Consider the following 23975-nt stretch of genomic DNA (forward strand, 5'->3'; position numbering starts at 1 on the left):
TTAACACTTAACACTTAAAACTTCCCCTGCCTGACGGGGTTTTCAGCCGCTTGCGCACCTGTTTTTCCAGATACTGAACAATCCGGGTCAATGCCCGTGTTTCCCGGATGGGACCGGAATCATTCCACCCGGCGGCCAGGGCCTGGTGTGTTTTTTGACGAAACTGATCCACGGAATCCACCAAAGTCATCCATGCCAGCAGTTTCTGGACCACATGGCGCTCTTCCGGGCTCAGATCCGCCGTATCAATGGGTTGGCCTGTGTCTGTTCGGATAATCATCTGTTTTGTTTTCCTTACGGGTTTAACCCGTGATCCGGATTTTCCCTGAAACTTCTTGAAACCTGCTGCATAATGCATTAATTTGCTCTAGGTTATCAACCATAAACCCAAGTTTCAATAAAGGATTGTTTGCGTGTTCACTGAAACCGTTACATTTCCGGCGGCATTTATCGCCGGCCTGCTCTCATTTTTATCCCCGTGTATTCTGCCGCTGATCCCTGCGTATTTTTCATTCATCACGGGGCTGTCTTTGGATGAACTCACCCAGGGCAGACAGGAAACCCGGAAAAAAGTGATCCTGTCCACCCTGGCCTATGTGGCCGGATTTTCCCTGGTGTTCATCCTGATGGGGGCATCGGCTTCGTTTCTGGGATCTGCGTTCACCCGATACGCCCACATCGTTCAGTACGTGGGCGGGGCCATCATCCTGATTTTCGGGCTGCACCTGCTGGGGGTCATCAACATCAAGGCCCTGGCGTTTGAAAAGCGGATCCACATGAAGCAGAAACCGGTCCACCTGGCCGGCACCTTTGTCATCGGCATGGCGTTCGGAGCCGGATGGAGTCCGTGCATCGGGCCGCTTTTGGGAAGCATCCTGATCGTGGCAGGCAACCAGGACACCGTGGCCAAGGGAATCTGGCTTCTGGCCGTGTATTCCGCGGGTCTGGCCCTGCCGTTTATTCTCATGTCCTTTTTCATCACCTCCCTGGTGGAAACCATGAAAAAAGCCACCCGGTTCATTCCCATCATCAACAAAGTCGCGGGCGGACTGCTGGTTGTCATGGGGCTGCTGCTGATTTTTGATAAATTTCATTTACTGACCCTGGTCTGATCCGGCAGCACGCATGACACAACCCCGTTTCCGCTTTTACACGCTGATCCTTGTCACCACTTTGGCCAAACTGCTGATGAACACGGCCCGAAGAATGGTATACCCCTTTGCCCCGGCCTTTGCCAGGGGGCTGGACGTGGATCTGGCCGCCATCACCTCGGTCATTGCCCTGAATCAGGCCACGGCCGTGCTGGGACCGGTGGGGGCCTCTTTTGCCGACCATTACGGCAACCGCCGCATTATTTTGTTTTCTCTGGTCATGCTCTGTATCGGGTGTGTGGCCGCCGGCCTGATCCCTATTTACGGCACCCTGGTGCTGGCCCTGTTTCTCGCAGGACTGGCCAAAAGCATTTTTGATCCCAGTTTCCAGGCATTCATCGGCACCCATGTGCCGTTTGAACAGCGGGGGAAATTCATCGGCATGACGGAGCTGGCCTGGGCCGGCGCCACTTTAGTGGGAATTCCTTTAGCCGGCATGACCATCCAGGCGTTTTCCTTTCAGACCCCGTTTCTGGTCATCGGCATCATGGCCGCCGCCTGTTTTGCCTTGATTTTCCGGCTCATGCCCGAAGACCGGCCCCCTGCCGGAAATACCGGCAAAAAAACCGGGCACCTGCTGGTGAACTGGCGGCAGATCATGAAAACCCGGCAGGTTTTAGGCATGCTGAGCTTTGCCTTTTTCATGGCATTGGGATCAGATATTTTGTTTGTGGTCTACGGCGCATGGCTGGAACAATCCTATGGCCTGTCTCTGGCCGCCATCGGCATGGGAACGATCCTCATCGGCATGGCCGAGGTGGCCGGAGAAGCGATCACCGCATTTTTTTCCGACCGGATCGGGCTGCTGAGAACCGTGTTCATCGGCATGATCCTGACGGCCGGGGCCTATTTTCTACTGCCCGTCCTGGACCGGGGGGTCCCCTATGTGCTGGGCGGATTGTTTCTGGTATTTTTATGCTTTGAATTCACCATTGTCACGGCCATGAGCCTGGCCACGGAACTGATACCGGAACTGCGGGCATCCACCTTGTCGGCATTTTATGCTGTGGGCGGCATGGGCCGGGTGGTCGGGGCGTTTTGCGGTGGCCTGATCTGGTCTAAAACCGGTATTTTCCACATCAGCGTGATTGCCGGTGTGTGCACACTGGCCGCCCTGGCCTGTATGACGGCCGGGTTTATCCGTTTTTCCCGGTCTTAGGCTTAGACCAGTGCCGCTTCAAACCGGCGAAACAAGGATTCCGTGATACCGGCCACTCCCAAAGGACGTTCCAAGGCATCGTGGCAGTCTGAACCCCCCGTGATCAGCAGATCATGACGCGTTGCCCACTCCAGCAATATCTCTTGAAACGCTTTTGTGTGTCCCGGGTAAAACACCTCGATGCCCTGAAGTCCGGCACCCAGAAATTCCGGTAACAGGGTTTCCACAATCTCAATGGGCGGCAGCACTTCCTTGTAATGGCCGTTGCCCGGATAGGAACCGGCAGCCGGATGGGCCAGGACCGACAGTAAAGGATGCTGTTTCATGAACCGGGCCACATCCTCCAGCTCAATGCCCGACGGCAGATAGGCCGGGCTGGCATTGCCGATGATCTGGTTGATGGTTTCTTTTTCAGTCATGCCCAGTTTTTCGGACAGGGCCAGGGCAAAATGACGGCGGCTGGCATTGGCGCTGTAATCGGCAATGTCCTGAAAAACCAGTTTCCTGGCCAGTAACGGTGTCTTTCCCATGGGTCCGAATTCTTCATTAATCCGAACGATCCGTGCCCGGACCAGCCCTTGGCCCCGGCCTTTAGACATCAGGGTTTCAAAATCAGTCACAAACTTTATGTCTGACAGTCGCTTTTGAGAAAAATAACACAGCAGATGAAGTGTACCAGTAAAAAAAGGCCGACGAAACCGAACGGAAACCTCCACCCCGGGAATCACCTGAATTCCGGCCTGTTCTCCTGCTGCCAGCCCCGGCTCAATTCCCTTGAGGGTATCATGATCCGTGATGGCAATTGCTTTGAGTCCCAGCGCTTTGGCCCGGGCCACCAGCTGTCCGGAGGTAAAATCACCATCCGAGGCCTGGGTGTGGTTATGCAGGTCGGCAAATATCAAGTGCGTCATGTGTTTTTCTCCTGATGCTTGAATAACTGTTTTCAGGATGATCCCCGGGGCCGGTCAAGGATTGTCACTGGTTTAAACGCTTGCAGCAGAGCATTTTTTTAAAAAAATTTCAAGATATCGTTTGATTTTTAACAGGTAAATGATAGAAGAAAAAATCAAAATTGGAAAAATTTCCAGTAAAAAAGGATGTATAATCAAAACAACCCTTCTCATATACGGATAAAAAACATGGACATTCTGAATGAACTGGGCAAAATCGGATCAGCAAAACAGGCTTTGGCAGTTTTTGAAAAGCAAATGGATACGGCGCAGTTGGGTCGCATTTCAAGCATCTCCCATCCGGAAATTCTGAAACGGATTGCCAATGCCGTGGTGATCTGCAACCCGGACAAAATTTTCATCAACACGGGGTCTGAAGCGGACCGCCAGTTCATCCGGGACCTGGCCCTGGAAACCGGAGAAGAACGGTCCCTGGCCATGGAAAACCATACCATTCGTTTTGACCTGCCCGGAGAACAGGGCCGGATTGTGGACCGCACCTTTTATATCGCCAATCCGGAAGATCTGATCTCGTCCCTTGCCAACCGCATGAACCGGGAAACCGCCCTGGAAGATATCCGTGCCAACATGACCGATATCATGAAAGGGAAAACCATGGTGGTGGGATTTTACATGCGGGGGCCCGTGGGGGCACGGGTTTCCAACCCGGCCCTGGAAATCACCAGTTCCGCGTATGTCAGTCACAGTGCCGATATTCTGTACCGGAATGCATTTGCGGATTTTGACAAAGAAGTGGCGGCCCGGGGCCATTTTTTCACCAACGTCCATTCCGAGGGGCTGAACCGGACAAAAGACCTGCCCGATGCCCGGGTGTTCATGGATTTGCAGTACCAGACCACCTACAGTTTCAAATGCACCTATGCCGGCAACACATTGCTGCTCAAAAAAGGGAACCACCGGTTTGCCGTGGACAAGGCCGTCCATAAAAACCGGGGGGAAGAGCTGTCCGAACACATGTTCATCACCGGGATCCGGGGGCCGAAAAACCGGGTGACCTGGTTTGCCGGGGCCGCGCCGTCGGGATGCGGCAAAACCACCACGGCCATGGCCGGGGACCTGTTTGTGGGAGACGACCTGGCCCAGATGTGGATCGCAGACGACGGCAGCATCCGATGCGTCAACCCGGAGGCCGGTATCTTCGGGATTGTGGAGGATGTCAACCAGGAAGGGGACCCCTTGCTCATGAAAGTGCTCAGGCAGCCCGGGTACGAGGTAATCTGGTCCAATGTGCTCATCGATGAAAACAATATCCCCCACTGGGTGGGCAACCTTGAACCCCCGCCGGAAAAAGGGATCAATTTCCAGGGGGAATGGCATTTTGGCAAAACCGATGACACCGGCAAACCCATTCCCATGTCCCATCCCAATTCCCGGTGCACCCTGCGGTCCACCAACCTGGAAAACTATTGTCCGGACGCGGAAAACCCGGACGGGGTACTGACCCGGATATTCACATACAGCGGCCGGGATGCGGACACCATGCCCCCGGTCTGGGTGGCACGGGATTCCGATCAGGGCGTGGTCATCGGGGCCTGCATCGTATCGGCGGCCACGGCCACTGAAGTGGGAGCGTCCGGGGTCAAGCGGGCCCCCTGGGCCAATGCCCCGTTCATTCCCGGGGCTTTAGGGGATTACATGGATGCCCAGTTCCGGTTTTTCGGGAACACCAGAATTCAGGAACAATTTCAGCCCGTCATGGCCGGCCTGAATTATTTTCTCACGGACAAAGCCCGGGGCGGCAGTACCAGCAAACTGCTGGGAGAAAAAAAAGATGTCAAGGTCTGGCTGGCATGGCTGGAACGATACGCACACAAGGAAGCCGGACATATTCAGACCCCCATCGGCAACCTGCCCCTGTACCGGGATCTGGCGCCGCTGTTTGATAAGATCATTGACAAAGCTTATCCGAAAGATCTGTATGACCGGCAGTTTTCCCTGTATGTGGATCATATCATTGCACGCATCGAACTGCAGGAAGCTGCCTATGCCAAAGAAAAAAACATCCCCGGCCGGCTGTTTGAGATTCTGGCGCATCAGAAAGAAGCGCTGCAGGCATTGAAGCAGACAAAAGGCCCCGTGATTTTACCCGGGGATATGGAAAGCTGAAATTGGGTTATTTACCCATTTTATTGGATTTTATTGCTTGATTTTATGAACTTTTTTGGATAAAAATGTTGATTTCACAATTGAATATCAAACATTATCAACGACTGTTGCAGCCGGATGCTGCTGACAATATGTTTTTTTGACAACAGGAGGAACCAATGGCAAAAATTGTCCATCGTGAGGAAATGGCCCAGGGCACCATCATTTTAAATGAGATCGAGGCCCTGCGCATATCCCGCAAAGCGAAACCCGGCCAGTTCGTAATTCTTCAGGCCGATGAGACCGGGGAACGTATTCCGCTGACCATGGCGGATACCAACCCGGACAAAGGAACCATCACCATTATCTACATGGTGGTGGGCAAGTCCACGGCCCGGTTCAAACAACTGCAGGTCGGAGACGAATATTTCGCCCTGATCGGTCCGTTAGGGGCACCCACTCATATTGAAAATTTCGGCAAAGTGGTGTGTGTGGGCGGGGGCACAGGAATTGCCGTGCTTCACCCCATTACCCGGGCATTGAAACAGGCCGGCAATGAAGTCACCACCATTTTAGGCGCCAGAACCTATGACCTGCTGATCATGGAAGAAAAAATGCGGGCCGTGTCCGATCATTTTCACATCTGCACGGATGACGGATCCCACGGGCACCACGGATTTGTCACGGATGTACTCAAAGATGTTCTGGAAAAAGATGACATCAACCTGGCCGTGGCCATCGGACCCATTCCCATGATGAAGTTCTGCAGCCTGATCACCAAGGAAAAAAATGTCAAAACCTTTGTGAGTCTGAACCCCATCATGGTGGACGGCACGGGCATGTGCGGGTGCTGCCGCGTTTCCGTGGGCGGAGCCACCAAGTTCGCCTGTGTGGACGGACCGGAATTTGACGGACATAAAGTGGATTTTGATGAGCTGGCCAAACGTTTGGCATCCTATCTGGACGAAGAAAAAGCCAGCATGAAAACCTTTGAAAACAGCAACGCATGAACAAACAACCGCCCTGGTTGTACGGAGGAATAAATGGCAGAAAAAAAAGTGAAAATTGACCGGGCCAAAATGCCGGAACAGGACCCGGATGTCAGACGGAGAAATTTTGAGGAAGTCCCCATGGGACTGTCCGAAGAGATGGCCATGACCGAGGCCAAACGGTGCCTGCAATGTAAAAAACCGGCCTGTATGGAAGGGTGTCCGGTTTCCGTGCTCATCCCGGATTTTATCAAGTGCATCGCCGAAGGTGATTTTTCCGGTGCCGCCAACAAGCTGTGGGAAAGAAACGCATTACCGGCCGTGTGCGGCCGGGTCTGCCCCCAGGAAGAACAGTGCGAAGGCAAATGTATTGTGGGCAAAAAAGACAAGCCCGTGGCCATCGGATATCTGGAACGGTTTGCCGCGGACTATGAACGGAAAAACGGTTCCGGCGGGATTCCGGCCGTGGCCGAAAAAACCGGAAAAAAAGTGGCGGTCATCGGATCGGGCCCGTCCGGGCTCACCGTGGCAGGTGATCTGCTGCTCAAAGGGCATGATGTCACCATTTTTGAGGCATTTCACAAACCCGGCGGGGTCCTGGTATACGGCATTCCTGAATTCCGTCTGCCCAAGGAAATCGTGGCATCGGAAGTGGCCACCCTGGAAAAAATGGGTGCCAACATCGAGTGTAATTCCGTGGTGGGCGCATCCGTGACCATTGACGAACTGTTCGAAGAAGGATATGACGCGGCCTATATCGGTGTGGGGGCCGGCCTGCCCCGGTTCATGAACCTGCCCGGTGAAAACCTCATCGGCATCTATTCCGCCAATGAATACCTGACCCGCACCAACCTGATGAAAGGGTATCTGTTCCCCAAATACGACACCCCCATTGCCAAGGGCAAAAACGTGGTGGTGCTGGGTGCGGGCAACGTGGCCATGGACTCGGCCCGAACGGCCATGCGCCTGGGCGCGGATTCCGTGAAGGTGGTGTACCGGCGGTCCAGAGAAGAGATGCCGGCCAGGGAAGAAGAACTCCACCATGCCCAGCAGGAACAGATCGAGTTTGTGCTGCTCACCAACCCAACGCAATTCTTTGGAGATGAGAACGGCCGGCTCACGGGTATGGAATGCCTGAAAATGGAACTGGGGGAACCGGATGCCTCGGGCAGAAGGCGGCCCGTGCCCATCGAAGGGTCTGAGTTCAGAATTGACTGCGACCTGGTGGTGGTGTCTGTGGGTTCCAACGCCAACCCGCTGTTGACCAATGCCACCCCGGACATGGCGTTAAACCGCTGGGGCAATATTGTGGCGGATCCGGTCACGGGCAAGACCACCAAAAAAGGGGTCTGGGCCGGCGGCGACATCGTCACAGGCGCCGCCACGGTCATCCTGGCCATGGGGGCCGGCAGGGCCGCGGCCAACTCCATGCATGACTATCTGACCATCGGCTGGTAAACACCCCATCCAGCAAAAGGGGGAACAGCTGTCCGCCTGTACCATAAAAAAAAGCCGCTGAAAACCGGGGCATTACCGGTTCCAGCGGCTTTTTTTAATCCATCGAAACAAATGGTTTCATTGCCGCACACAGGTTGTGCCGCCGGTCTCACTCCGGTTGAATAAACACCTTGTGATCCACCAGAGACAGGGAATGAATCCGTCCTTTGATGAATTTCTGGTCCCCGAAAATGGACACCAGCCGGATCCCGTTTTCATCGGGCTCCACCTTGTCCACGGCTTCCATGATCAATGTTTCCTTATCTGCTTGTTTCAGATATGCACTTGCTTCACACATGTCTGGTTCTCCTTATTGGGTTTCAATGAAAGACAGATGGGATGCCATGAGCTCATCCACCAGCATGGGCAGCGGCAGTCCGGCCACCCCCACAATGTCGATATTTTCCTGGCTCAAGGGCAGCAGCACCTTTCGGGCGTCTGACAGGCTGATGGCTTCAGCCATGGGGCCGGTCACCTCCCCCATCATGGCATGGGGTATGATGATGCCCACGGGCCCGATGATCACATCCGCCTTTTTCACGGTCTGGATGATGGCATTGGTACCGGATGCCCCTTTATTGGCCCGGGATTTGAGCATCTGGGCCGTGGCAATGGCATTGGTGCCCAAAGCAATGATCTCCACATCCTCGCCGAACCGGTCTTTGAGTTTTTTGATCACCACGGCACCGATGCCCCCGCCCTGACCGTCCACCACACAGATGGTCTGTTTTTTTCTGGTTTCCATGAATTGTTTGTCTTTATTTTCGGTTGTCAATGCATCCACACAGTTACTCTTTGGTAAACATATGGCTGATCTGGTGCCAGATGGCTTGTTCCACCGCGTCTTCAGAAGCGTTCCCGTCCACCACCTTCACGGTTTCCTGGTCTTTGAGCCGTTCAAATGCGGCAAAATAATTATCCCGCACCCGGGTCAGAATGTCAATTTTTTCAAACAGATCCAGATGGGTCCGGCCGGCCCGGATCCGCTCCAGGCAGGTATTGGGTGCCACATCGATGAACAGCGTCAGATCCGGTTTCAGAATCTGTGCATTCACGGCGTTTAACGTCATCACCCATTCCAGATCCATGTCCATGGCATGATACGCATACGAGGAAAAATAATACCGGTCGCACAGCACGGTCCGGCCTTTTTCCATCAACGCCTTCACCCCGGTGTCCGGGGCCACCAGGTGATCGGTCCGGTCCGCGGCGAACAAAGCGGCCAAAGTCCGGGGATCCATGCTGACCCGGCCCTCCAGAATCTGACGGATCAGGGTCCCCACCGGACCGTCCGTGGGTTCACACGTGGTATCCGCACCAATCCCCATATGGGTGAGCCGCTGCTGCACCCGCGCCATCTGGGTGGTCTTGCCGGACCCGTCCAGCCCTTCGAACACCACAAATCTGCCGGTTGTCATGTGCCTTTCAGTCCTTGTGATTTGCAAAATTATGGCCAAAGGCAATTATATATCAGTATCCGGATGCAGTGGCAAGGCCGGAAGGGACCCCGTCCACCTGAAAATCACTTGGCAACCTTGTTGATATTTCAAACCAGCTGGATTTTTCTTGTCTGGAATCCGTGGCTCTGATAAAAATACAAGTTATTGTAAGCGTATCAAGGAGGATTTCCTTTACAATGGAAAAAATATTTCACCGTATCCGCCGGCATATCAGCTCTTCTGAAACAGCGGCCGCAACAAAACCGGCTACTGGTCCGGCCCATCTACCCACCCTCTGGCTGCTGGGCAAAACCGGGGCGGGGAAATCCTCGTTGATTCAAGCGGTAACAGGGCGTTCAGATATTGAAATCGGCAATGGCTTCAGCCCCTGCACCCAAAACTCCCGGCGCTATGATTTTCCATCAGAAAAGCCGCTGCTGCGTTTTCTTGATACGCGGGGTCTTGCCGAGGCCGACTACAATCCCGACCCAGACATTGCCGCCTGTGCGCAAACGACCCATGCCGCCATCGTCGTGATGAAGGCAGAAGAACCCGAGCAAAGCGCAGTGATCCGGGCCCTTGAACAGATTCGCAGATCCGGTGCCGTCAAACATCTGTTGCTGGTCCACACGGGCATCCTGCTGCTTGATGATGAACTTGAACGCCGCCAGGCCATCAATCACAATCAAAACCAGGTGGAATCCGTCTGGAAACAACCGGTTGAATCCGTGGCCGTGGATTTCGAAGGAGCGGGCAACGGCATCGTCGGGGTGGAAGACCTGCGCGCGGCCCTTGCTGATTTTTTACCCATCATTGCCCTGCTGGGCACCCAAAAAGAACATGCCGGTGCCGAAGAGCGCCGCTTTGTTCCTCTTCGTAACGATATCCTCTGGTACGCGGCGGCTTCCGGCGGCACAAGAACAGGACAGCAGGAATATGGCACCGCCCTTAGCGCCATTGCGGATCTGCTTTGTCGGGCAGACGGGTTCAGGCAAATCATCCATTATCAATGCCCTTGTGGATGCCATGGTCGCTGAAGTGAACCCGCTTCCCTCCACCAGCGCCACCACCGTACATCAATGCCGGATTGACGGAATGGACATGGTTCATCTGGTTGATCTGCCGGGTCTGGACGGCAAGGAAAAGACCACAAAGCATCTGCTCAAGGAAGCCACCCGCTCTGATATGATCATCTGGGTGCTTAAAGCCAATCAGCCCGCCCGGTCCCTGGACAGCGACTTTAAACAGCATTTTGATGCCTTTTATCTGGCAACAGCCCGCCGTTCCCAAAAACGCCCGGTCATCATCGGTGTGCTGAACCAGGTGGACCGCCTGCCCCCTGTGCAGGAGTGGCATCCGCCTTATGACCTGGAAAATCCAAAAACCCCCAAGGCAAAAACCATTAAAGCGGCCCTGGCGTACAATCGCGACCTGCTCGGCTTGAACGAACTGATGCCTCTGGCTGTCGCTGAAAACCAACCACCCTATCATCTTGATGAACTCAAAAAGCGGATCGACACATCCTGTCAGCAGGGGCTGCAGACCCAACTGAACCGCCGCCGGATCCAAACGAACGGTATGGGTAAGATCCGTGACCAGGCCGGGCGGCTCTATCAATCAGGCAGGTCACTGTTCGCCATCATCGCGGCAGACAATGGGAAACAAGGAAAAATATGAAAAAGTGTGTGCGCTTCATAATGGGAATCCTGTTCCTGGTCCTGGTCCTGCCGGAGGCCTCCCGGGGAGAAAATTTTCACCAGTGGCTGGAGGATTTTTATCCTCAGGTGGCCAGTCAAGGGATCAGCCGGGCCACCTGGGAGAACGCCTTTCACGGCATTGAGCAACCCGATGCCAGGGTGCTGGAAAAGGCCCGCTTTCAGCCAGAATTTACGGTAGAAATATGGGATTACCTCGATTCCCGGATCACCCCGTTGAGTGTCGAACGAGACTTGCAGATGGCGCAGGATTACGCCCGGACCCTTGCGGCCGTAGAGAACCGTTTCGGAGTTGAGGCCAAGATTTTGCTCGCCATCTGGTCGATGGAGTCCGCTTATGGGGCCGTTTTCGATAAACCCGAACGGCTGCATTACGTCCCCCAGGCCCTTGCCACGCTGGCCTATGCCGATCCAAAACGGAAAAATTTTGCTGAAAAACAACTGGTTGCCGTGTTGCAGATTCTCCAGGCCGGCGATATCGGACCCCAGCACCTGACCGGTTCCTGGGCCGGCGCCATGGGCCACACCCAGTTCATTCCCACCAATTACCTGGCTTATGCCGTAGATATGGACGGCAACGGCCGTCGCGATATCTGGAACTCGGTGCCCGATGCTTTGGCCACAGCCGCCAACCTGCTTCACCGGAATGGCTGGCTAAGCGGCAAAACCTGGGGGTACGAGGTGGTCCTCCCGGCCGGTGGAGCGCGTTGGCTCAACGAAACCAGAATTCTCGCCGACTGGCAGAAGGCGGGTTTTTCCCGAACCCGTGGAAGAACCTTCCCCCGCCCGGATGATCGGGCCGTGCTTAAACTTCCGGCAGGCAAAAAAGGACCGGCATTTTTGGTGTTGAAAAATTTTTTTGTCCTCAAGCGCTACAACAACGCCGATGCCTATGCCCTGGCCGTAGGACTGCTCGCCGACCGGCTGGCCGGCAGCAAGGGGCTGGTGCAGCCCTGGCCCCGGCCGCCGGGAAGCTTGAACGGGGAGGAAAAGTTCCTCCTTCAGGCCCTGCTCCAAAAAAAAGGGTATTATTCCGGAGAGATTGACGGTCTGCTTGGCGAAGCGACCAGAGCGGCCATCCGAATCTTTCAAAAAGAGATGGGTATGCCGGCGGACGGCAAGCCTTCGCTGGACATACTTGAGGCCCTTCGCCAATAACCCCTGTCTGATTGCCATGGAACCCGGCAGGTTGAGTGTGGGCTACTGGGAATTCTTTCCGTTTTTCCAGAGTTCATATTCACTGATATCAATATTATCATTCCAATAAACAGCGTAGCCCCCTTTTTCAATTTTGACATTTTTAAAAAAAGAAGGGTTTTTCAATGGCGCAAACATTTCCTTATCCCATAGTCTACTGACATCATATATTTTTTTTTCACCATTTGTGAAAATGATGGTGAGCAGTTTATGATCTGACGCGGCAACATGTAATATTTTTGGTATCTGCATTTTTGGGTTACTCCAGAGGCGGCAGTTTTTTAAATTCCTGTGTTTTCCAAATGGTTTGTAATTCAGTCTGGTATTTTATTGGTATCATAATTTTTATTCAGGCTCAGAAAAATCATGCAAAGGATCCTTGAAAGGGGACATTATCGGTACAATCACAAAGCCTGACCAATCGCATGTCCCCAATTGACATCCTTTTCAGTACCATTGCAAAGCAAACTTATCAGAAATACAAAATTTTGCATTTCTGATACTTTCAAGAACAGATTTTAGAATAGACACTCCCAAATCACTGCCAGTCAAGTGATTTCAGGTTTTTCGAAAAGGTTCATGAAACATGATCCCACTGATATTTTTTCATCCACCCAAGGCATGGGTTATTTTGTCAGCCCGTCAAAAAAATGGCCAAGGCTTACTTCTATCGAAAACTCCCTTATATCAACTGTTTCCAGCCTTATCAGATGGTTGATGAAAACAGGATTGTCAGAAATGCAAAAATTTGCATTTCTGACAATCCTCAAATGATACATGGTGGTATCCCGCAAAGATAGAGGGATTCACCGGGAAAAAACAAACCGACCATCCTGACATATTCACCCGCCAATCTTTACCTGAGCCTCCAGCCAATCTCAAAATTTTTCCGAGACATGCACACAGATTGTGTCTTTTCCAGAAGGCGGTACTGATTACCGGCATATGTTCTAAACTTTTTTTCGAGAGGGAATATACCCTGCTGGTAAATTTAGAATACTGTTGGTATCCTTTATAAAAAGGCCATGGAAAATTTCTGGTATTGGATAATAAACCTTAACTTTTTCGGATTTCTTCTTCAATACCCCACGCACTTTTCAGACATATCCACCACGAAAAAAGTTCCTGAAAAAAAGCTGCCCTATCGTCCAGTATCCCCGGCGGCATTCAGAAAAATTCCGGCAGAAAGATGAACATAAAGTATAATACACCAAGCCGAATCATGTATAGCACTATCCTGTAAAAATTGGTGATATTAATTTGAAAATTTGGTAGTATCATGAAAAGTTCATAAATTAATAATTCCAGCTGAGCATAAAAAGGAGCCCATGAAAAAGTTATTTGCAGTCATGATTATTTTCTTTTTAAGCGCAGTTTCTGCTTATTGTCAAGAAAGGGTTGATTGTACCAAAAGTTTTTTAACGACCTTAGACGTAATTGAATGCATGACAAATGATTTGGTTCAAATGGAAAAAACCATGGAAAAATATTTGACTGTAATTGTGTCAAAATATCCAGATGAATCAGAGTCGATCGATAAATCACAAAAAGTTTGGCTTGAATACAGAGAATCACATTGCGATGCAGTTTTTAAATTTTGGATTACTGGATCAATAAGGCATCCAGCACGCATAAGTTGTCTGATTGAACTCACACATCAAAGAACGAAAACACTATGGTCATCATTTTTGGATTTACCCAGTTCAGATTCGCCATTACCGGACCCAGGGGAATATATGCCTAAAACTTATTAATCTAAATTATCTAAAAAATAGCTATTAACTGACATAGGGGTACCCGGAACCCAAATCCAACATAAAATTGATACCCCCCAATAATAGGTATCGGTATTCTCGATAGCAAATACCAATTTCTAACCGGTTGTTTATGAATCTTTAGAGACATTCGTAACTTCTATCCATTGCATAGCAGTATCATGAGCTGATACAATTGCTCCTTTATCCCTCTCAGTTATGCTCAAATTCTCAGCTATAACTGAAATTACCGTGCAATTATACGCAAGTTTGTTAGTTATCTCATAGATATTGCGTTTTATTGACTCTCCCTGTTTGATTTTTATTATGCCTCTTAAAACCATTTCACTGCAAAACCATGCCATACCTCCCCAATGGGTTAGCCCTGTTTTTTTGTAATCTTTGGCTATGTTTTTAAATAAGATTGTATGGGTTAGGAGGCTTTTTTCTTCTTCAGTTAAAACAGTCTCATGGCCGTTGTAAAAATGCAGCCAGAGCATCGGTGTGAAACTGTATAGATATTCTTCCGTGAATTTTCTTCAAAAAAAGACATTTTAAATCCATATTCTTCCATTTTCTTGGCTTCAGCCAAATATTTTTCTTTCCATAAAAGTTGTATTCATCAATAGTTACCTTAACCTGGAGGTGACTGTGGATGAATCGAATTAAAAAGAGAAAGTGCCGTCATTGCAGACGGTTGTTTGTGCCTGATCCCCGGAATCAGAACCGGCAGCACTATTGTTCAAGGCTTTTGTGCAGAAAAGCCAGCAAAACGGCCAGCCAGAAAAGATGGCTGAATAAACCGGAAAACAGGGATTACTATAAAGGCCCTGAAAACGTGGAACGGGTCCGGGCATGGAGAAAGAAAAATCCCGGGTACTGGAAGTGTGCCGTATCCCAAACAGCGTTACAAGATTCCTTAATCACGCAACCAGTTGAAAACAAAGAATATAATGATCAAATTAATGCGGATGCGTTACAAGATCTCTTATTGTCACAACCACCTGTTATCATAGGATTAATCTCCAATTTCATCGGATCACCGTTACAAGATGACATCGCCGACACCCTTCTTGCCATGCAACAATCCGGGCAGGACATTTTATGTCTGAAACCCCGAAAAAAAGGAGGAGCACGTGATTGTCAAATCCCCGATTTTAAAACAGCGTATCCGCAAGGTGCCCAAAAGCTTCAGCTGGGTCGATCACCGGCTGGTCAGGGACCGGCATATTGAAAATCTGAACCACAGCCAGGCGGCTTTATACCTGTTCCTGGTATGTGTGGCCGATGACAAGGGGTTAAGCTATTACGGCGACCCGGCTCTCATGAAAAATCTGAGCATGGATCAGGCCACCCTGGATCAGGCAAGGTCCGGCCTGATCAGAAAAAGCCTGATTGCATGGCAGAAACCGGTTTATCAGGTATTGTCCCTTGAACCGAGATGCCGAGACAACCGTTCAAGGTCAATGATGAGCCTGAAAGACATCCTGGGAGGTGCAAATGATTGATTATGAAACCTATGTCCGGATCAGGACCTTATTTACCCGGGATGGACTCAATTACAGTCAGATTGCCGAGGAACTTGCGCTGGATCACCGGACAGTTGCCCGGTGGGCCAATGAAAAACAGTATCTGCCCAGACGATCGGCCAGAAAAGCCAGCAAACTGGACCCTTTTAAAAACGATATCGTACGGATGCTTGAAAAGCATTCTTATACTGGAAGACAGGTGTTCCAGCGCATACAGGAGAATGGTTTTGACGGCGGCATCACCATTGTGAACGATTATGTGCGTAAAATCCGGCCGCCCCGGGTAACGCCGTATCTAAAACTGGTGTTTGCTCCCGGCGAGTGCGCCCAGGTGGACTGGGGCAGCTTTGGCAATGTGCGGGTGGGGTCCACCAGCAGAAGGTTGAGTTTTTTTGTCATGGTGTTGTGCCACAGCCGCATGATGTATGTGGAATTCACCGTGTCCCAGACCATGGAGCACTTTTTGGGATGCCATCAGAATGCCTTTCATTTTTTTGGCTGTGTGCCTCAGAAGATCATGGTGGACAATCTCAAATCAGCGGTACTGAAAAGAGGCATCGGCAAGGAACCGGTCTTCAATCCCCGGTATATGGACTTTGCCAACCATTACGGGTTTAAAATTGTTCCCTGTAATGTGGGAAAAGGCAATGAAAAAGGCATTGTTGAAAATGCCGTCGGATATGTCAAAAAGAACCTGCTCAATGGTTTGGATATCTCTGATTTTAAAATCATGAAACCGCTTGTTCGGCACTGGCTTGATACGGTGGCCAATGTCCGGAACCACGGAGAAACCGGCCAAAGACCTGTGGATATGTTCACAGAAGAAAAAGTAAGTCTTCAACCGCTGCCGGTGGAACCGTATGATATTGGTACGGTCAGTCAGGCCCGGGCGAACCGTCAGTTCAGGGTGACCATCGATACCAATCGATACAGTGTGCCGGCCCAGCTGGCCGGAGTCAGGCTGACAGTAAAACTGTATCCCGACCGGTTGTGTTTTTACCACGACAACAAGCTGGTGGCCCGGCATGTCAGGAGCTATGACCGCCGCTGCGATTATGAACATCCGGATCATCCCAAGGTGCTTCTGGCTCAACGGAGAAAAGCCAGGGATCAGAAGATATTCATGCGTTTCTTAAGTCTGTCTGACAAATCTCAGGAGTACTACCGGCAGATGGAACAGCGCCGGATGAATCCGTTCCACCATATCCGCCAGATCGTTGCCCTGTCCGAAATTTACTCTTCAGAACAGGTAAAACGGGCTATCGATGATGCCCTTCATTTTAAAGCCTTTTCCTGCGATTATATCGCCAACCTTCTGGAGCAGCGGTCCCGGCAGGTGGAAGAACCGGGTGCGCTTCACCTGACCCGGAACAGCGACCTTCTGGATTTAACCATCCAGCAACCGGATCTGTCCATTTACGATTTAGGGGGTGACAAATGAAAGATATCACTGATTTTCTGTCATATCTGAAACTGCCCTTTATCCGTGAAAACTATGAAGTCATGGGAAAAACGGCAGCCCGCAACCAGTGGGACCATATTGTAAAGTGTTACATTAATATCCCAAAAATCCGGTCAAAAATCCCAATTTGGAGTGCCTAAGTGAAAAAAAGCAAGGTATGGGAAAATGATAAGATTAATTGATGAATTTGAGCAGGTTGAAACCAAACAGCAGGAACCGCTGCATGCCTTTATCCTCCTCCCCCCTTTCGGGGGGGATAAGAGGGGGGGATTCTCAATATACATGGCCTAAAAAAAATGATGAAATTGTAAAGTGGGATTTGGTAAAAAAGCGTGAGAACATTTTTCCTCTACAAATCAGCATGTTACCATCTGTTTTTTAGCGCGCTTCTGCACCTCACAAATCCCACTAAAAAATGTATAAGGTCCATTCTCAAATTTTCTGAAAAAAGGCCTGATTTTGGCAAAAGATTGTGACATTTTGTTGGGATGCGAAAGTGACAATCTACACCATATTCAATACTTATCGGAACTGGTGGAACAGGAGTCCAACCTGCGCCGGGACCGGTCTATCCAGCGTCGGATCAAACAGGCACGGTTCCCGGTCATCAAAACCATGGATCAGTTTGACTGGTCCTGGCCGAAAAAGATCAACCAGGCCCAGGTAAAGAATCTGTTCCGCCTCAAGTGTATCGAGGAAAAAAGCAACATCGTCCTTATCGGTTCCGTGGGCGTGGGAAAAAGCCATATTGCCACCGCTCTTGGTTATCAGGCCTGCCTGAAAAATCATACGGTCCTGTTTGCCTCAGCTATTGATGCGGTGAACAATCTGATCGCCGCCCAGCATACGGGGCGTTTGAAACAGGAGCTGAAAACGTATCTCAAGCCTTCTTTGCTGATCATGGACGAACTGGGGTACTTGCCCATTGATAAAAACGGTGCCGATCTGTTGTTCCAGATCATCAGTGAAAGATATGAACGGGGAGCCATTGTGATCACCACAAACCGGGTGTTCAAGGAGTGGCCGGAAATCTTCAACAATGACAGTACGCTGACCTCCGCTTTACTGGATCGCCTTCTACACCATACAGAAGCGGTTGTAATCGAGGGTGACAGCTATAGAATGAGGAAAACAGCGAAAGAATAAACGGGAAAGGGTCGGCCAGCAATTCTGCCTGGCCGGCCTATTTTTACTATACATTTTCAAACCGGTCATCTGATGACATTTTCACACCGGCGCTGACAAACAGGATTGTCACTCAATTCTTTAATTAGTTTTTGGCATGATTCTATTGCCTGCATCATCTTGGCTTTTCGATAAATTCCAAACATAATTAGTTATAATTCCTCAAGTGGTCAATTTATGATCGTATTTATTTTGTGATAGACTTATTTTGAACATATATATATTTTGTTGTATCTCCTGTTTTCTCATAGTGTTCCAAAGCTGCTGCCTTTTCCCAGTAGTCATTGTAGTTATTAGGATTTTGATAACCCATCATCTGTTCATATTCTTGGGTCATTTGTTCAGCCATTTTCATCAGTTCAGTTATGTTTTTATTAGGATATAATTCTTGAATCTTTTTTAAACAATCCTCATTATGTTTTTTTCTTAATTCAAGGCCTTCTTGTCTTAGTTCTCTTTCCATTTTATTTGGCATATTTTTAAATAATCTATTTAATAGCCCCATGATGACTCCTTCATTGTTTCTTGTAGTAGGATAGCGATTGATTTATTTTTGATTCTGACCCCCCTTTTTGTTTTTGACTTATTTCATTTTCTATGGGCCTACCCAATTTGAAAAACCCTATAACAGCACTTTCTATCGATACGCTCTAATGTTCCGTGTTGTCAAATTTTGTTTCACAGCACAATAGGTTCATGGATAGAGAACAGATTGATTTTGTCTGAACGTTAAAAAAAAACGGTGTCATGAAGCTGCGAAGCGAGGAACGATCGGAGGGAGCAGATTTATGATGTCCGAGTGTATTTTTTTATTAGCTCTGAAACAATTCGCTTTTTCTGTTTATTTCCAGGAATAATTCTTTGAATAAGTTTTTTATTGTAGCCATAAAAAGGTCAACAAACTCTTTTTCAAAAAACATATATCCTGAGTTAGTAACTTCAATATACTTCGTTTCAGACTCGGTACTAATGAATACTTCGATTTTTTTGTATTTATCCGAATCATGATAAACACGACCACCATCATGGATCAAAATATTTCGTGTACGTCTATATTTATCAATTATATCCCATGTTTCACCTAAAAAAGCAGAATTAATTTGACAAGCTGAGTTAATATAAAGCTTTGCGTTATTGACGTAATTTCCGTTACCTTCTTTGTATTTTTGTTCTTCTATTAACGAAAATTCTATTTTTTCACATAGTTTCTTTAATTCATTTTCAAGTAACGAGTATAATGAAATAAGAAGGGATTTCCTAAAGAATGAAGGGAACACAGCACCAACTTGATTTAAGTCATCGAGATAAAATTCAATGATTTCTTGTTCATCATATTCTCTATCAGTATTTATCTCACGATCAATTTTTTTTGATAATTTGGATTGTTTTTGTTCAAACACAGTTTCAAGTAAAAATGAGTACTCGTCAAAATCATCTAAGTCACGATTGATAATGTCCTCCAAAGATTTAAATGACATTTTTCGAGGCTCAATCTTCCTTTTATCTAAGTTAATTGACATGTTTAGAACCTTATATGCGCTAACAAATTCATGTGTGGATCAGCATACCCTTCACGAAAAATTATCTAACTTTATATCATGCTAATATGGAAAAGTGCAGAACTATTTACCACCCTTATATCTGACTCCTTTCAATTTGAGAAATAGTGCAAACAAAGCCAGATCTGCAATTGTTCCAATCGTCAAAACTCAAGTTTATTGCAATTATGTTGCGAGTTGCCCCTGAGCTTTGATAACCGGGCGTTTTCCAATATTGGGCATGCAAATAAATATCCCCATTAAATACAACAAGTTGTCAAGGATACTACAACTTTGTAAAAAAATATGCAACATAACAATTGACTCCTGCCCCTACTTCAGGGTGCCTTCGACCACCCTTGAGTATTCTCAAAGGCTGTCCAGCCATTCAAGGACATTTTGTTTGTTTTCCCATTGGATCAGTTCATCTATTTTGGGATCGGATTTAAGTTGCTGCCGTGTGAAGTGGATAAAATCTTCCTGTATTTGTCTCTTCTGATTCAGGTCCAGTTGCAGATAGACCATTGTAGATTGAACATTGGCATGTCCCAGACGATTTTTGATTTCAGACAGGGGTTTGCCTTCCGATACCATCCGGACGGCGCATGAGTGCCGGAAGCTATGAACAGGATGCATGAGAGACAGCCGTTTGGAAGGTAAAGCCTGTTCAAGGCACCGCTTGCAGATGCGGTTGATACCATGGCGTGTCAGTGCAGATCCTCTTTGGTTGATGAACAAACTCTTTTTAAAAACAGGCGAGGGACGGCTGCGGTATTCTGCAATGTACTGATGAACGAGTTCGGTCGTTTTCGGAAGCAGTTCAATCTGCCGGTATCTGTTCCCCTTGCCGAGGACAGCCAGGATTTTGTTTTCGTAATCAAAATAATCCAGCTGAAGTGTGGCGATTTCTGTTGCCCTGGCTCCGGTATCATACAAGAGATGTAAAAGGGTATAATTCCGGAACCCGTCTTTCTTCTCAAGCTTGACCGCAGTGAAGATTTTGTTGATTTCCTGGGGATACAAAAATCCGATCAACTTTCGCTGGCTGCGTTTCTGGGGTATGGCAAGGATCGCATCCGCCTGCTTCTGTAATTCAGGAGAGATGAAACGGATCATTTTGGCAAAGGACTTCAAGACACCCAGCCGCTGATTTCGTGTCTTGGCAGTGTTGGAACGATCGGATTCCAGCTGGTTGAGAAAACTTAAAATCAAATCCGTTGTCAGATGCTCAAATTCCAGAGACCCTGTTTTTATTCTGTGATACCGGGCGGCAAATGGTAAAAACAAAGAAAAAGTATCCCGGTAGCTTTTTATCGTATTGGGGCTGCATCCTTTGATCTGAGGCAGGTATTGATCGAAAAATTTAATTATACAACTGGTCAGTCGCATGATTTTTTTCTCAGGATATCGGCAAAATTGAGAAGACGTGTCCTGCTTTCCGCATCCACCACTCTCAGATATTCCATCGTGTATTGATATTTCACATGACCCATATAAGCGGCAAGTACCGGCAGCACATTCTGGGAAGTCTGTTTCCGGGCAATGGCAGACTTCAGCGTGTAGATGGCAAAAGAATGCCGGAGACTGTGCGGAGTAGGTTTTCCAAAAGTGGTATCGCCAATGACTTTCCTGGGGCTGTCGATGCCGATTTGCTGCACGGCACTGTGGAAGACAACACGAATACGCTGGTCTCCAAGCCTCTTTTGCAGGCCTCCTATAAACAGGTAGGGATTGATATCATGTTCAATCAGAGCAGCACGGCAAGACAGGTAATTGTCAATTTGTCTTGCAACAGATAGGGGTATCGGGATCAAACGGTCTTTACTGAATTTGGTTTTCTCAATATAAATTGTTTTTTCATCCGGCCGATAATCCGCCAGCTTCAAACGCAGGGGTTCGCTGATCCTCAGTCCGCAGCGAGCCAGAAGCAGTATCACCAGATATTCACTGAAATCTTTTAGAAAAACCCTTTGTGTGTGCCGCCTGATCCGCCCGCAAATCACATCCAGTAACATATCAACCTGTTCCGGTGAAAAGACAAAAGGGACAAACGGCCGCCGTTGAAGGTTGGGAACGTCCTTTAACGGATTGTTGAGAAGAGGGTCCTTCCGCTTCAGATACTCAAAAAAGCATCGAACAGCAGACAGGGTGATGTTTACAGTAGACGGTTCTTCTCCAACTTCTTTTCTGAAGGCCAAATAAAAATCAGGGTTCCAAACACTTGAGGGGTCGGCCTGTTTTTTTACATATTTATCAAAGATCACAAGTCGGGATCTGATTAACTTTTCCTTGTAACCCAGCCCTTTTCGATAGACAATAAAGTTTTCCAGTTCATTGTTCAAAAAACTTTCAAACGGTTTCATCAAACAATATCCTCCGCATCAATGCTACGTGGACACTTAAATAATTGTTCGTTGATTCGATACTTTCATGTCCCATCATTTCTTTGATTTCAAAAATGCCAGCACCTGCTTCCAGCATGTTTTGTGCAAAGGTATGCCGCAGCCAATAAGCTGTGCCTGGAAGCCCTGCATCCCGCAGGGCCTTTGTCAAATAAAATCCGGTTAGATTGGCGCTCATGGGCTTGGGTTCCGGCCAGAAAATTAAAAAAACAGACCTATCGTGGCTTTTGGGACGGCCTCCAACGATATAGGCGGTTATTGCCTTTAGTGTATCCTCGGGAATCGGCAGTTGAAGGGGACGGTTGTTCTTCCTGTTTTTCAATTCCAGTAAGCCTTTTCTAAAAGAGATGTCATCCAGAGTGATCCGACTGATTTCAATGGGGCGTAATCCAAGATAATAAGCCAGGTGAACCTGGGCATACGTACGGAGTTCACAAGCCGTGGTGCGGGGTAAACGATTAAACAGCTGACGAACTTCACCGGGTCTTAAGAATTGCGGTGGCTTGGCTCTGGCATACATTGGCGGACTGATCAAAAGGTCGGCCAGATTTCGCCTGATCAAATTACGTTCGTTATACAGATAGCGTAAAAAACACCTCAAAAAAGATCGGTAAAGGCGCTGGGTGGCTTTTGCATACGATGCATTGAACATCGCCAAAAATTCATCTACATGTTCTATGTTGATGCGGATCAGTTCTATCCCTGATTTTTGCAGATAGGTTCCAAAGGCTTTAATGACCATTGTTATAGAGTCAATCTGTGTCGGGCCGCTTTGGTGAATTTTTAAAAAATAATCCAGATATTCCCGGCATATTTGATCCATATCAAAATCAACAGGCTTTTTGGGTGTCAGCTCAGCCATGGTTCGTCTCCATGAGCAATTTGTTCAGAATTTTTCCAACCGATTCCGTTTGACTGGTTTTGCAGGAAGGTGGCTTTTTTGCACGGACCGGTATGGATTTAGCCGGTAATGAAAGTACTTGATAAATTGTGCCGTCAAAGGCAATCAAATCCTTTTTCAGCAGTCCGTCCCGGGCCTTAATGTATTGGTTCAATGACATTTGAAGCAAGGCACATATTTTATCATAGCTGTAAAAACTCAGCCCGTTTCGGTCACCGGCCATGACCAGAAAAAAGTACAACAAAAGCTCATCAGGGCTCAATGCCTGCCAGAAACCACCTGTAAGAAACCGATGGGGAATAAAACTGAACCCTCCTTTGATACACCGCACCCTTGAATCGTTTAGGATTTGCTTTTTTATCATGCCGCACCCCCCCCGGTTGATCAATTACCCATACCCCCGCCTGGGGAATTTTGTGACAGGTTGACCCAAAACACCGCAAGATCTGCAATATGGTTTGATTTGAAGGCCAAAAAAAAGATGCCGGGTCCACATTATTATTGTCGTACACCAGGCCGGCAGCTGTGTTGAAGGGGTATCATCCATCTTTTTTGAATTGGAGGCAATTTGACGGTATCGGCGACGGTTTTCTGCTTCCCGGTGTTGCTTTTTTCCTTTATCCGTCTGCCGATATCTTCTCTGGGCTTCTCTTCTATTCTTGAGGTTCCCGGCTTTACGGCAAAAATCGCTACAGTATGCGTGGCCTCTCCAGCACGCTCGACAAAAATAAAAGGGAAAATCACACCAACGACATGTAATTACGATTAAATTCAATTCAAGACATCCTCCGGTCTTGCAGACAGACGGAAGATGGTGTAGAAAGAAAATAGTTTGTGTGGGCTTTCCGGCTATCGGCGGAAGTTCGCAATCAAAGCCTGGAGTTGGCGCTCCAGGCTTTTCTATGATGTTGACCTTGAATTATACGAATAAAAAGAAAGATTTGATAATCTTTTTTGAATTAAACGGAATAAAATCTCACAACATAATCAAACCCGCTGCA

25 protein-coding genes are annotated in these 23975 nt (G+C 48.5%); 13 read left to right on the plus strand and 12 right to left on the minus strand.

The window, feature by feature from the left end; translation table 11 throughout:
• Window positions 1-7 precede the first annotated feature (7 nt).
• Window positions 8-280, minus strand: coding sequence for a hypothetical protein (locus K365_RS0119165; protein WP_024335885.1), 273 nt, complete (start codon window positions 278-280; stop codon window positions 8-10).
• Between the two features lie 133 nt (window positions 281-413).
• Between K365_RS0119165 and K365_RS0119170 the strand changes: the two genes are divergently transcribed.
• Together K365_RS0119170 and K365_RS0119175 are read left to right on the plus strand one after the other, a co-directional pair.
• Complete coding sequence (locus tag K365_RS0119170) at window positions 414-1112, plus strand: cytochrome c biogenesis CcdA family protein (protein WP_024335886.1); 699 nt, start codon at window positions 414-416, stop codon at window positions 1110-1112.
• A gap of 13 nt (window positions 1113-1125) precedes the next feature.
• The gene (locus K365_RS0119175; RefSeq protein WP_024335887.1) at window positions 1126-2310 is read left to right on the plus strand and encodes an MFS transporter; all 1185 of its coding nucleotides are present in this window, start codon (window positions 1126-1128) and stop codon (window positions 2308-2310) included.
• A 2-nt stretch (window positions 2311-2312) separates the two neighbouring features.
• Here K365_RS0119175 and K365_RS0119180 read toward each other — a convergent pair whose 3' ends face one another.
• Window positions 2313-3221, minus strand: coding sequence for a PHP domain-containing protein (locus tag K365_RS0119180; protein ID WP_024335888.1), 909 nt, complete (start codon window positions 3219-3221; stop codon window positions 2313-2315).
• Window positions 3222-3449: 228 nt separating this feature from the next.
• Between K365_RS0119180 and K365_RS0119190 the strand changes: the two genes are divergently transcribed.
• From K365_RS0119190 to gltA, 3 genes are all read left to right on the plus strand, one after another.
• A complete protein-coding gene (locus K365_RS0119190) occupies window positions 3450-5387 on the plus strand; it encodes a phosphoenolpyruvate carboxykinase (GTP) (RefSeq protein ID WP_029725558.1) in 1938 nt (645 codons plus the stop codon).
• Between the two features lie 158 nt (window positions 5388-5545).
• Window positions 5546-6376, plus strand: a complete 831-nt coding sequence (locus tag K365_RS0119195) for a sulfide/dihydroorotate dehydrogenase-like FAD/NAD-binding protein (protein WP_006965509.1) — start codon at window positions 5546-5548, stop codon at window positions 6374-6376.
• A gap of 33 nt (window positions 6377-6409) precedes the next feature.
• Window positions 6410-7813 (plus strand): NADPH-dependent glutamate synthase, encoded by a 1404-nt coding sequence (gene gltA / locus K365_RS0119200; protein ID WP_006965508.1) that lies wholly within the window; start codon window positions 6410-6412, stop codon window positions 7811-7813.
• A gap of 148 nt (window positions 7814-7961) precedes the next feature.
• On the opposite strand, the gene K365_RS0119205 is transcribed toward gltA, so the two are convergent.
• The 3 genes from K365_RS0119205 to tmk are packed head-to-tail and all read right to left on the minus strand — an operon-like array spanning window position 7962 to window position 9270.
• On the minus strand, window positions 7962-8150 hold the full coding sequence (locus K365_RS0119205; RefSeq protein ID WP_006965507.1) for a CooT family nickel-binding protein: 189 nt from the start codon (window positions 8148-8150) through the stop codon (window positions 7962-7964).
• 12 nt (window positions 8151-8162) lie between these two features.
• Window positions 8163-8597: a DUF3842 family protein gene (locus tag K365_RS0119210; RefSeq protein WP_006965506.1), complete on the minus strand. Its 435-nt coding sequence runs from the start codon at window positions 8595-8597 to the stop codon at window positions 8163-8165.
• 43 nt (window positions 8598-8640) lie between these two features.
• On the minus strand, window positions 8641-9270 hold the full coding sequence (gene tmk / locus K365_RS0119215) for a dTMP kinase (RefSeq protein ID WP_024335890.1): 630 nt from the start codon (window positions 9268-9270) through the stop codon (window positions 8641-8643).
• Window positions 9271-9488: 218 nt separating this feature from the next.
• Here tmk and K365_RS0119220 point away from each other — a divergent pair, with 218 nt between their 5' ends.
• The 3 genes from K365_RS0119220 to K365_RS0119230 are packed head-to-tail and all read left to right on the plus strand — an operon-like array spanning window position 9489 to window position 12164.
• Window positions 9489-10328 carry a GTPase gene (locus tag K365_RS0119220; RefSeq protein ID WP_024335891.1) on the plus strand — a complete coding sequence of 280 codons (840 nt, stop codon included), beginning with the start codon at window positions 9489-9491 and terminating at the stop codon, window positions 10326-10328.
• On the plus strand, window positions 10228-10968 hold the full coding sequence (locus K365_RS0119225; protein WP_245569211.1) for a GTPase family protein: 741 nt from the start codon (window positions 10228-10230) through the stop codon (window positions 10966-10968). The genes K365_RS0119220 and K365_RS0119225 overlap by 101 nt, the downstream gene beginning before the upstream one ends.
• The gene (locus tag K365_RS0119230) at window positions 10965-12164 is read left to right on the plus strand and encodes a lytic murein transglycosylase (protein WP_024335893.1); all 1200 of its coding nucleotides are present in this window, start codon (window positions 10965-10967) and stop codon (window positions 12162-12164) included. The genes K365_RS0119225 and K365_RS0119230 overlap by 4 nt, the downstream gene beginning before the upstream one ends.
• A 42-nt stretch (window positions 12165-12206) precedes the next feature.
• Here K365_RS0119230 and K365_RS0119235 read toward each other — a convergent pair whose 3' ends face one another.
• The gene (locus tag K365_RS0119235) at window positions 12207-12455 is read right to left on the minus strand and encodes a DUF2442 domain-containing protein (protein ID WP_024335894.1); all 249 of its coding nucleotides are present in this window, start codon (window positions 12453-12455) and stop codon (window positions 12207-12209) included.
• A gap of 327 nt (window positions 12456-12782) precedes the next feature.
• Between K365_RS0119235 and K365_RS0119240 the strand changes: the two genes are divergently transcribed.
• Entirely contained in the window at window positions 12783-12977 is a 195-nt protein-coding gene (locus K365_RS0119240; RefSeq protein WP_024335895.1) for a hypothetical protein, read from the plus strand.
• A 554-nt stretch (window positions 12978-13531) separates the two neighbouring features.
• Complete coding sequence (locus tag K365_RS26805) at window positions 13532-13957, plus strand: lysozyme inhibitor LprI family protein (protein WP_024335896.1); 426 nt, start codon at window positions 13532-13534, stop codon at window positions 13955-13957.
• Between the two features lie 131 nt (window positions 13958-14088).
• On the opposite strand, the gene K365_RS0119250 is transcribed toward K365_RS26805, so the two are convergent.
• Entirely contained in the window at window positions 14089-14457 is a 369-nt protein-coding gene (locus tag K365_RS0119250; protein ID WP_024335897.1) for a hypothetical protein, read from the minus strand.
• Between the two features lie 636 nt (window positions 14458-15093).
• Here K365_RS0119250 and K365_RS0119255 point away from each other — a divergent pair.
• From K365_RS0119255 to istB, 3 genes are all read left to right on the plus strand, one after another.
• Window positions 15094-15465 carry a hypothetical protein gene (locus K365_RS0119255; protein WP_024333782.1) on the plus strand — a complete coding sequence of 124 codons (372 nt, stop codon included), beginning with the start codon at window positions 15094-15096 and terminating at the stop codon, window positions 15463-15465.
• Window positions 15458-16927: an IS21 family transposase gene (gene istA / locus K365_RS0119260; protein ID WP_024333781.1), complete on the plus strand. Its 1470-nt coding sequence runs from the start codon at window positions 15458-15460 to the stop codon at window positions 16925-16927. The genes K365_RS0119255 and istA overlap by 8 nt, the downstream gene beginning before the upstream one ends.
• Window positions 16928-17407: 480 nt before the next feature.
• Complete coding sequence (gene istB, locus K365_RS0119275) at window positions 17408-18094, plus strand: IS21-like element helper ATPase IstB (RefSeq protein WP_024335898.1); 687 nt, start codon at window positions 17408-17410, stop codon at window positions 18092-18094.
• A gap of 226 nt (window positions 18095-18320) precedes the next feature.
• Here istB and K365_RS0119280 read toward each other — a convergent pair whose 3' ends face one another.
• The 5 genes from K365_RS0119280 to K365_RS0119305 form a co-directional block, all read right to left on the minus strand.
• Window positions 18321-18638 (minus strand): hypothetical protein, encoded by a 318-nt coding sequence (locus K365_RS0119280; RefSeq protein ID WP_024335899.1) that lies wholly within the window; start codon window positions 18636-18638, stop codon window positions 18321-18323.
• Between the two features lie 307 nt (window positions 18639-18945).
• Window positions 18946-19653, minus strand: coding sequence for a hypothetical protein (locus K365_RS0119285; protein WP_024335900.1), 708 nt, complete (start codon window positions 19651-19653; stop codon window positions 18946-18948).
• A gap of 387 nt (window positions 19654-20040) precedes the next feature.
• Entirely contained in the window at window positions 20041-21060 is a 1020-nt protein-coding gene (locus tag K365_RS0119295) for a tyrosine-type recombinase/integrase (RefSeq protein WP_024334521.1), read from the minus strand.
• Window positions 21051-22034: a tyrosine-type recombinase/integrase gene (locus K365_RS29155; protein ID WP_024334284.1), complete on the minus strand. Its 984-nt coding sequence runs from the start codon at window positions 22032-22034 to the stop codon at window positions 21051-21053. Before K365_RS29155 ends, K365_RS0119295 begins: the two co-directional genes overlap by 10 nt.
• Entirely contained in the window at window positions 22021-22935 is a 915-nt protein-coding gene (locus K365_RS0119305) for a tyrosine-type recombinase/integrase (RefSeq protein WP_024335901.1), read from the minus strand. The genes K365_RS29155 and K365_RS0119305 overlap by 14 nt, the downstream gene beginning before the upstream one ends.
• Window positions 22936-23975 lie beyond the last annotated feature (1040 nt).

It is taken from the genome of Desulfotignum balticum DSM 7044 (genome assembly GCF_000421285.1).
GTDB lineage: Bacteria > Desulfobacterota > Desulfobacteria > Desulfobacterales > Desulfobacteraceae > Desulfotignum > Desulfotignum balticum.

Coding starts and splice junctions, on each gene's coding strand:
- K365_RS0119165 (WP_024335885.1), bottom strand. CDS start 280: ATGATTATCCGAACAGACACAGGCCAACCCATTGATACGGCGGATCTG.
- K365_RS0119175 (WP_024335887.1), top strand. CDS start 1,126: ATGACACAACCCCGTTTCCGCTTTTACACGCTGATCCTTGTCACCACT.
- K365_RS0119180 (WP_024335888.1), bottom strand. CDS start 3,221: ATGACGCACTTGATATTTGCCGACCTGCATAACCACACCCAGGCCTCG.
- K365_RS0119190 (WP_029725558.1), top strand. CDS start 3,450: ATGGACATTCTGAATGAACTGGGCAAAATCGGATCAGCAAAACAGGCT.
- K365_RS0119195 (WP_006965509.1), top strand. CDS start 5,546: ATGGCAAAAATTGTCCATCGTGAGGAAATGGCCCAGGGCACCATCATT.
- gltA (WP_006965508.1), top strand. CDS start 6,410: ATGGCAGAAAAAAAAGTGAAAATTGACCGGGCCAAAATGCCGGAACAG.
- K365_RS0119205 (WP_006965507.1), bottom strand. CDS start 8,150: ATGTGTGAAGCAAGTGCATATCTGAAACAAGCAGATAAGGAAACATTG.
- K365_RS0119210 (WP_006965506.1), bottom strand. CDS start 8,597: ATGGAAACCAGAAAAAAACAGACCATCTGTGTGGTGGACGGTCAGGGC.
- tmk (WP_024335890.1), bottom strand. CDS start 9,270: ATGACAACCGGCAGATTTGTGGTGTTCGAAGGGCTGGACGGGTCCGGC.
- K365_RS0119220 (WP_024335891.1), top strand. CDS start 9,489: ATGGAAAAAATATTTCACCGTATCCGCCGGCATATCAGCTCTTCTGAA.
- K365_RS0119225 (WP_245569211.1), top strand. CDS start 10,228: ATGGCACCGCCCTTAGCGCCATTGCGGATCTGCTTTGTCGGGCAGACG.
- K365_RS0119230 (WP_024335893.1), top strand. CDS start 10,965: ATGAAAAAGTGTGTGCGCTTCATAATGGGAATCCTGTTCCTGGTCCTG.
- K365_RS0119235 (WP_024335894.1), bottom strand. CDS start 12,455: ATGCAGATACCAAAAATATTACATGTTGCCGCGTCAGATCATAAACTG.
- K365_RS0119240 (WP_024335895.1), top strand. CDS start 12,783: ATGAAACATGATCCCACTGATATTTTTTCATCCACCCAAGGCATGGGT.
- K365_RS26805 (WP_024335896.1), top strand. CDS start 13,532: ATGAAAAAGTTATTTGCAGTCATGATTATTTTCTTTTTAAGCGCAGTT.
- K365_RS0119250 (WP_024335897.1), bottom strand. CDS start 14,457: ATGCTCTGGCTGCATTTTTACAACGGCCATGAGACTGTTTTAACTGAA.
- istA (WP_024333781.1), top strand. CDS start 15,458: ATGATTGATTATGAAACCTATGTCCGGATCAGGACCTTATTTACCCGG.
- K365_RS0119280 (WP_024335899.1), bottom strand. CDS start 18,638: ATGGGGCTATTAAATAGATTATTTAAAAATATGCCAAATAAAATGGAA.
- K365_RS0119285 (WP_024335900.1), bottom strand. CDS start 19,653: ATGTCAATTAACTTAGATAAAAGGAAGATTGAGCCTCGAAAAATGTCA.
- K365_RS0119295 (WP_024334521.1), bottom strand. CDS start 21,060: ATGCGACTGACCAGTTGTATAATTAAATTTTTCGATCAATACCTGCCT.
- K365_RS29155 (WP_024334284.1), bottom strand. CDS start 22,034: ATGAAACCGTTTGAAAGTTTTTTGAACAATGAACTGGAAAACTTTATT.
- K365_RS0119305 (WP_024335901.1), bottom strand. CDS start 22,935: ATGGCTGAGCTGACACCCAAAAAGCCTGTTGATTTTGATATGGATCAA.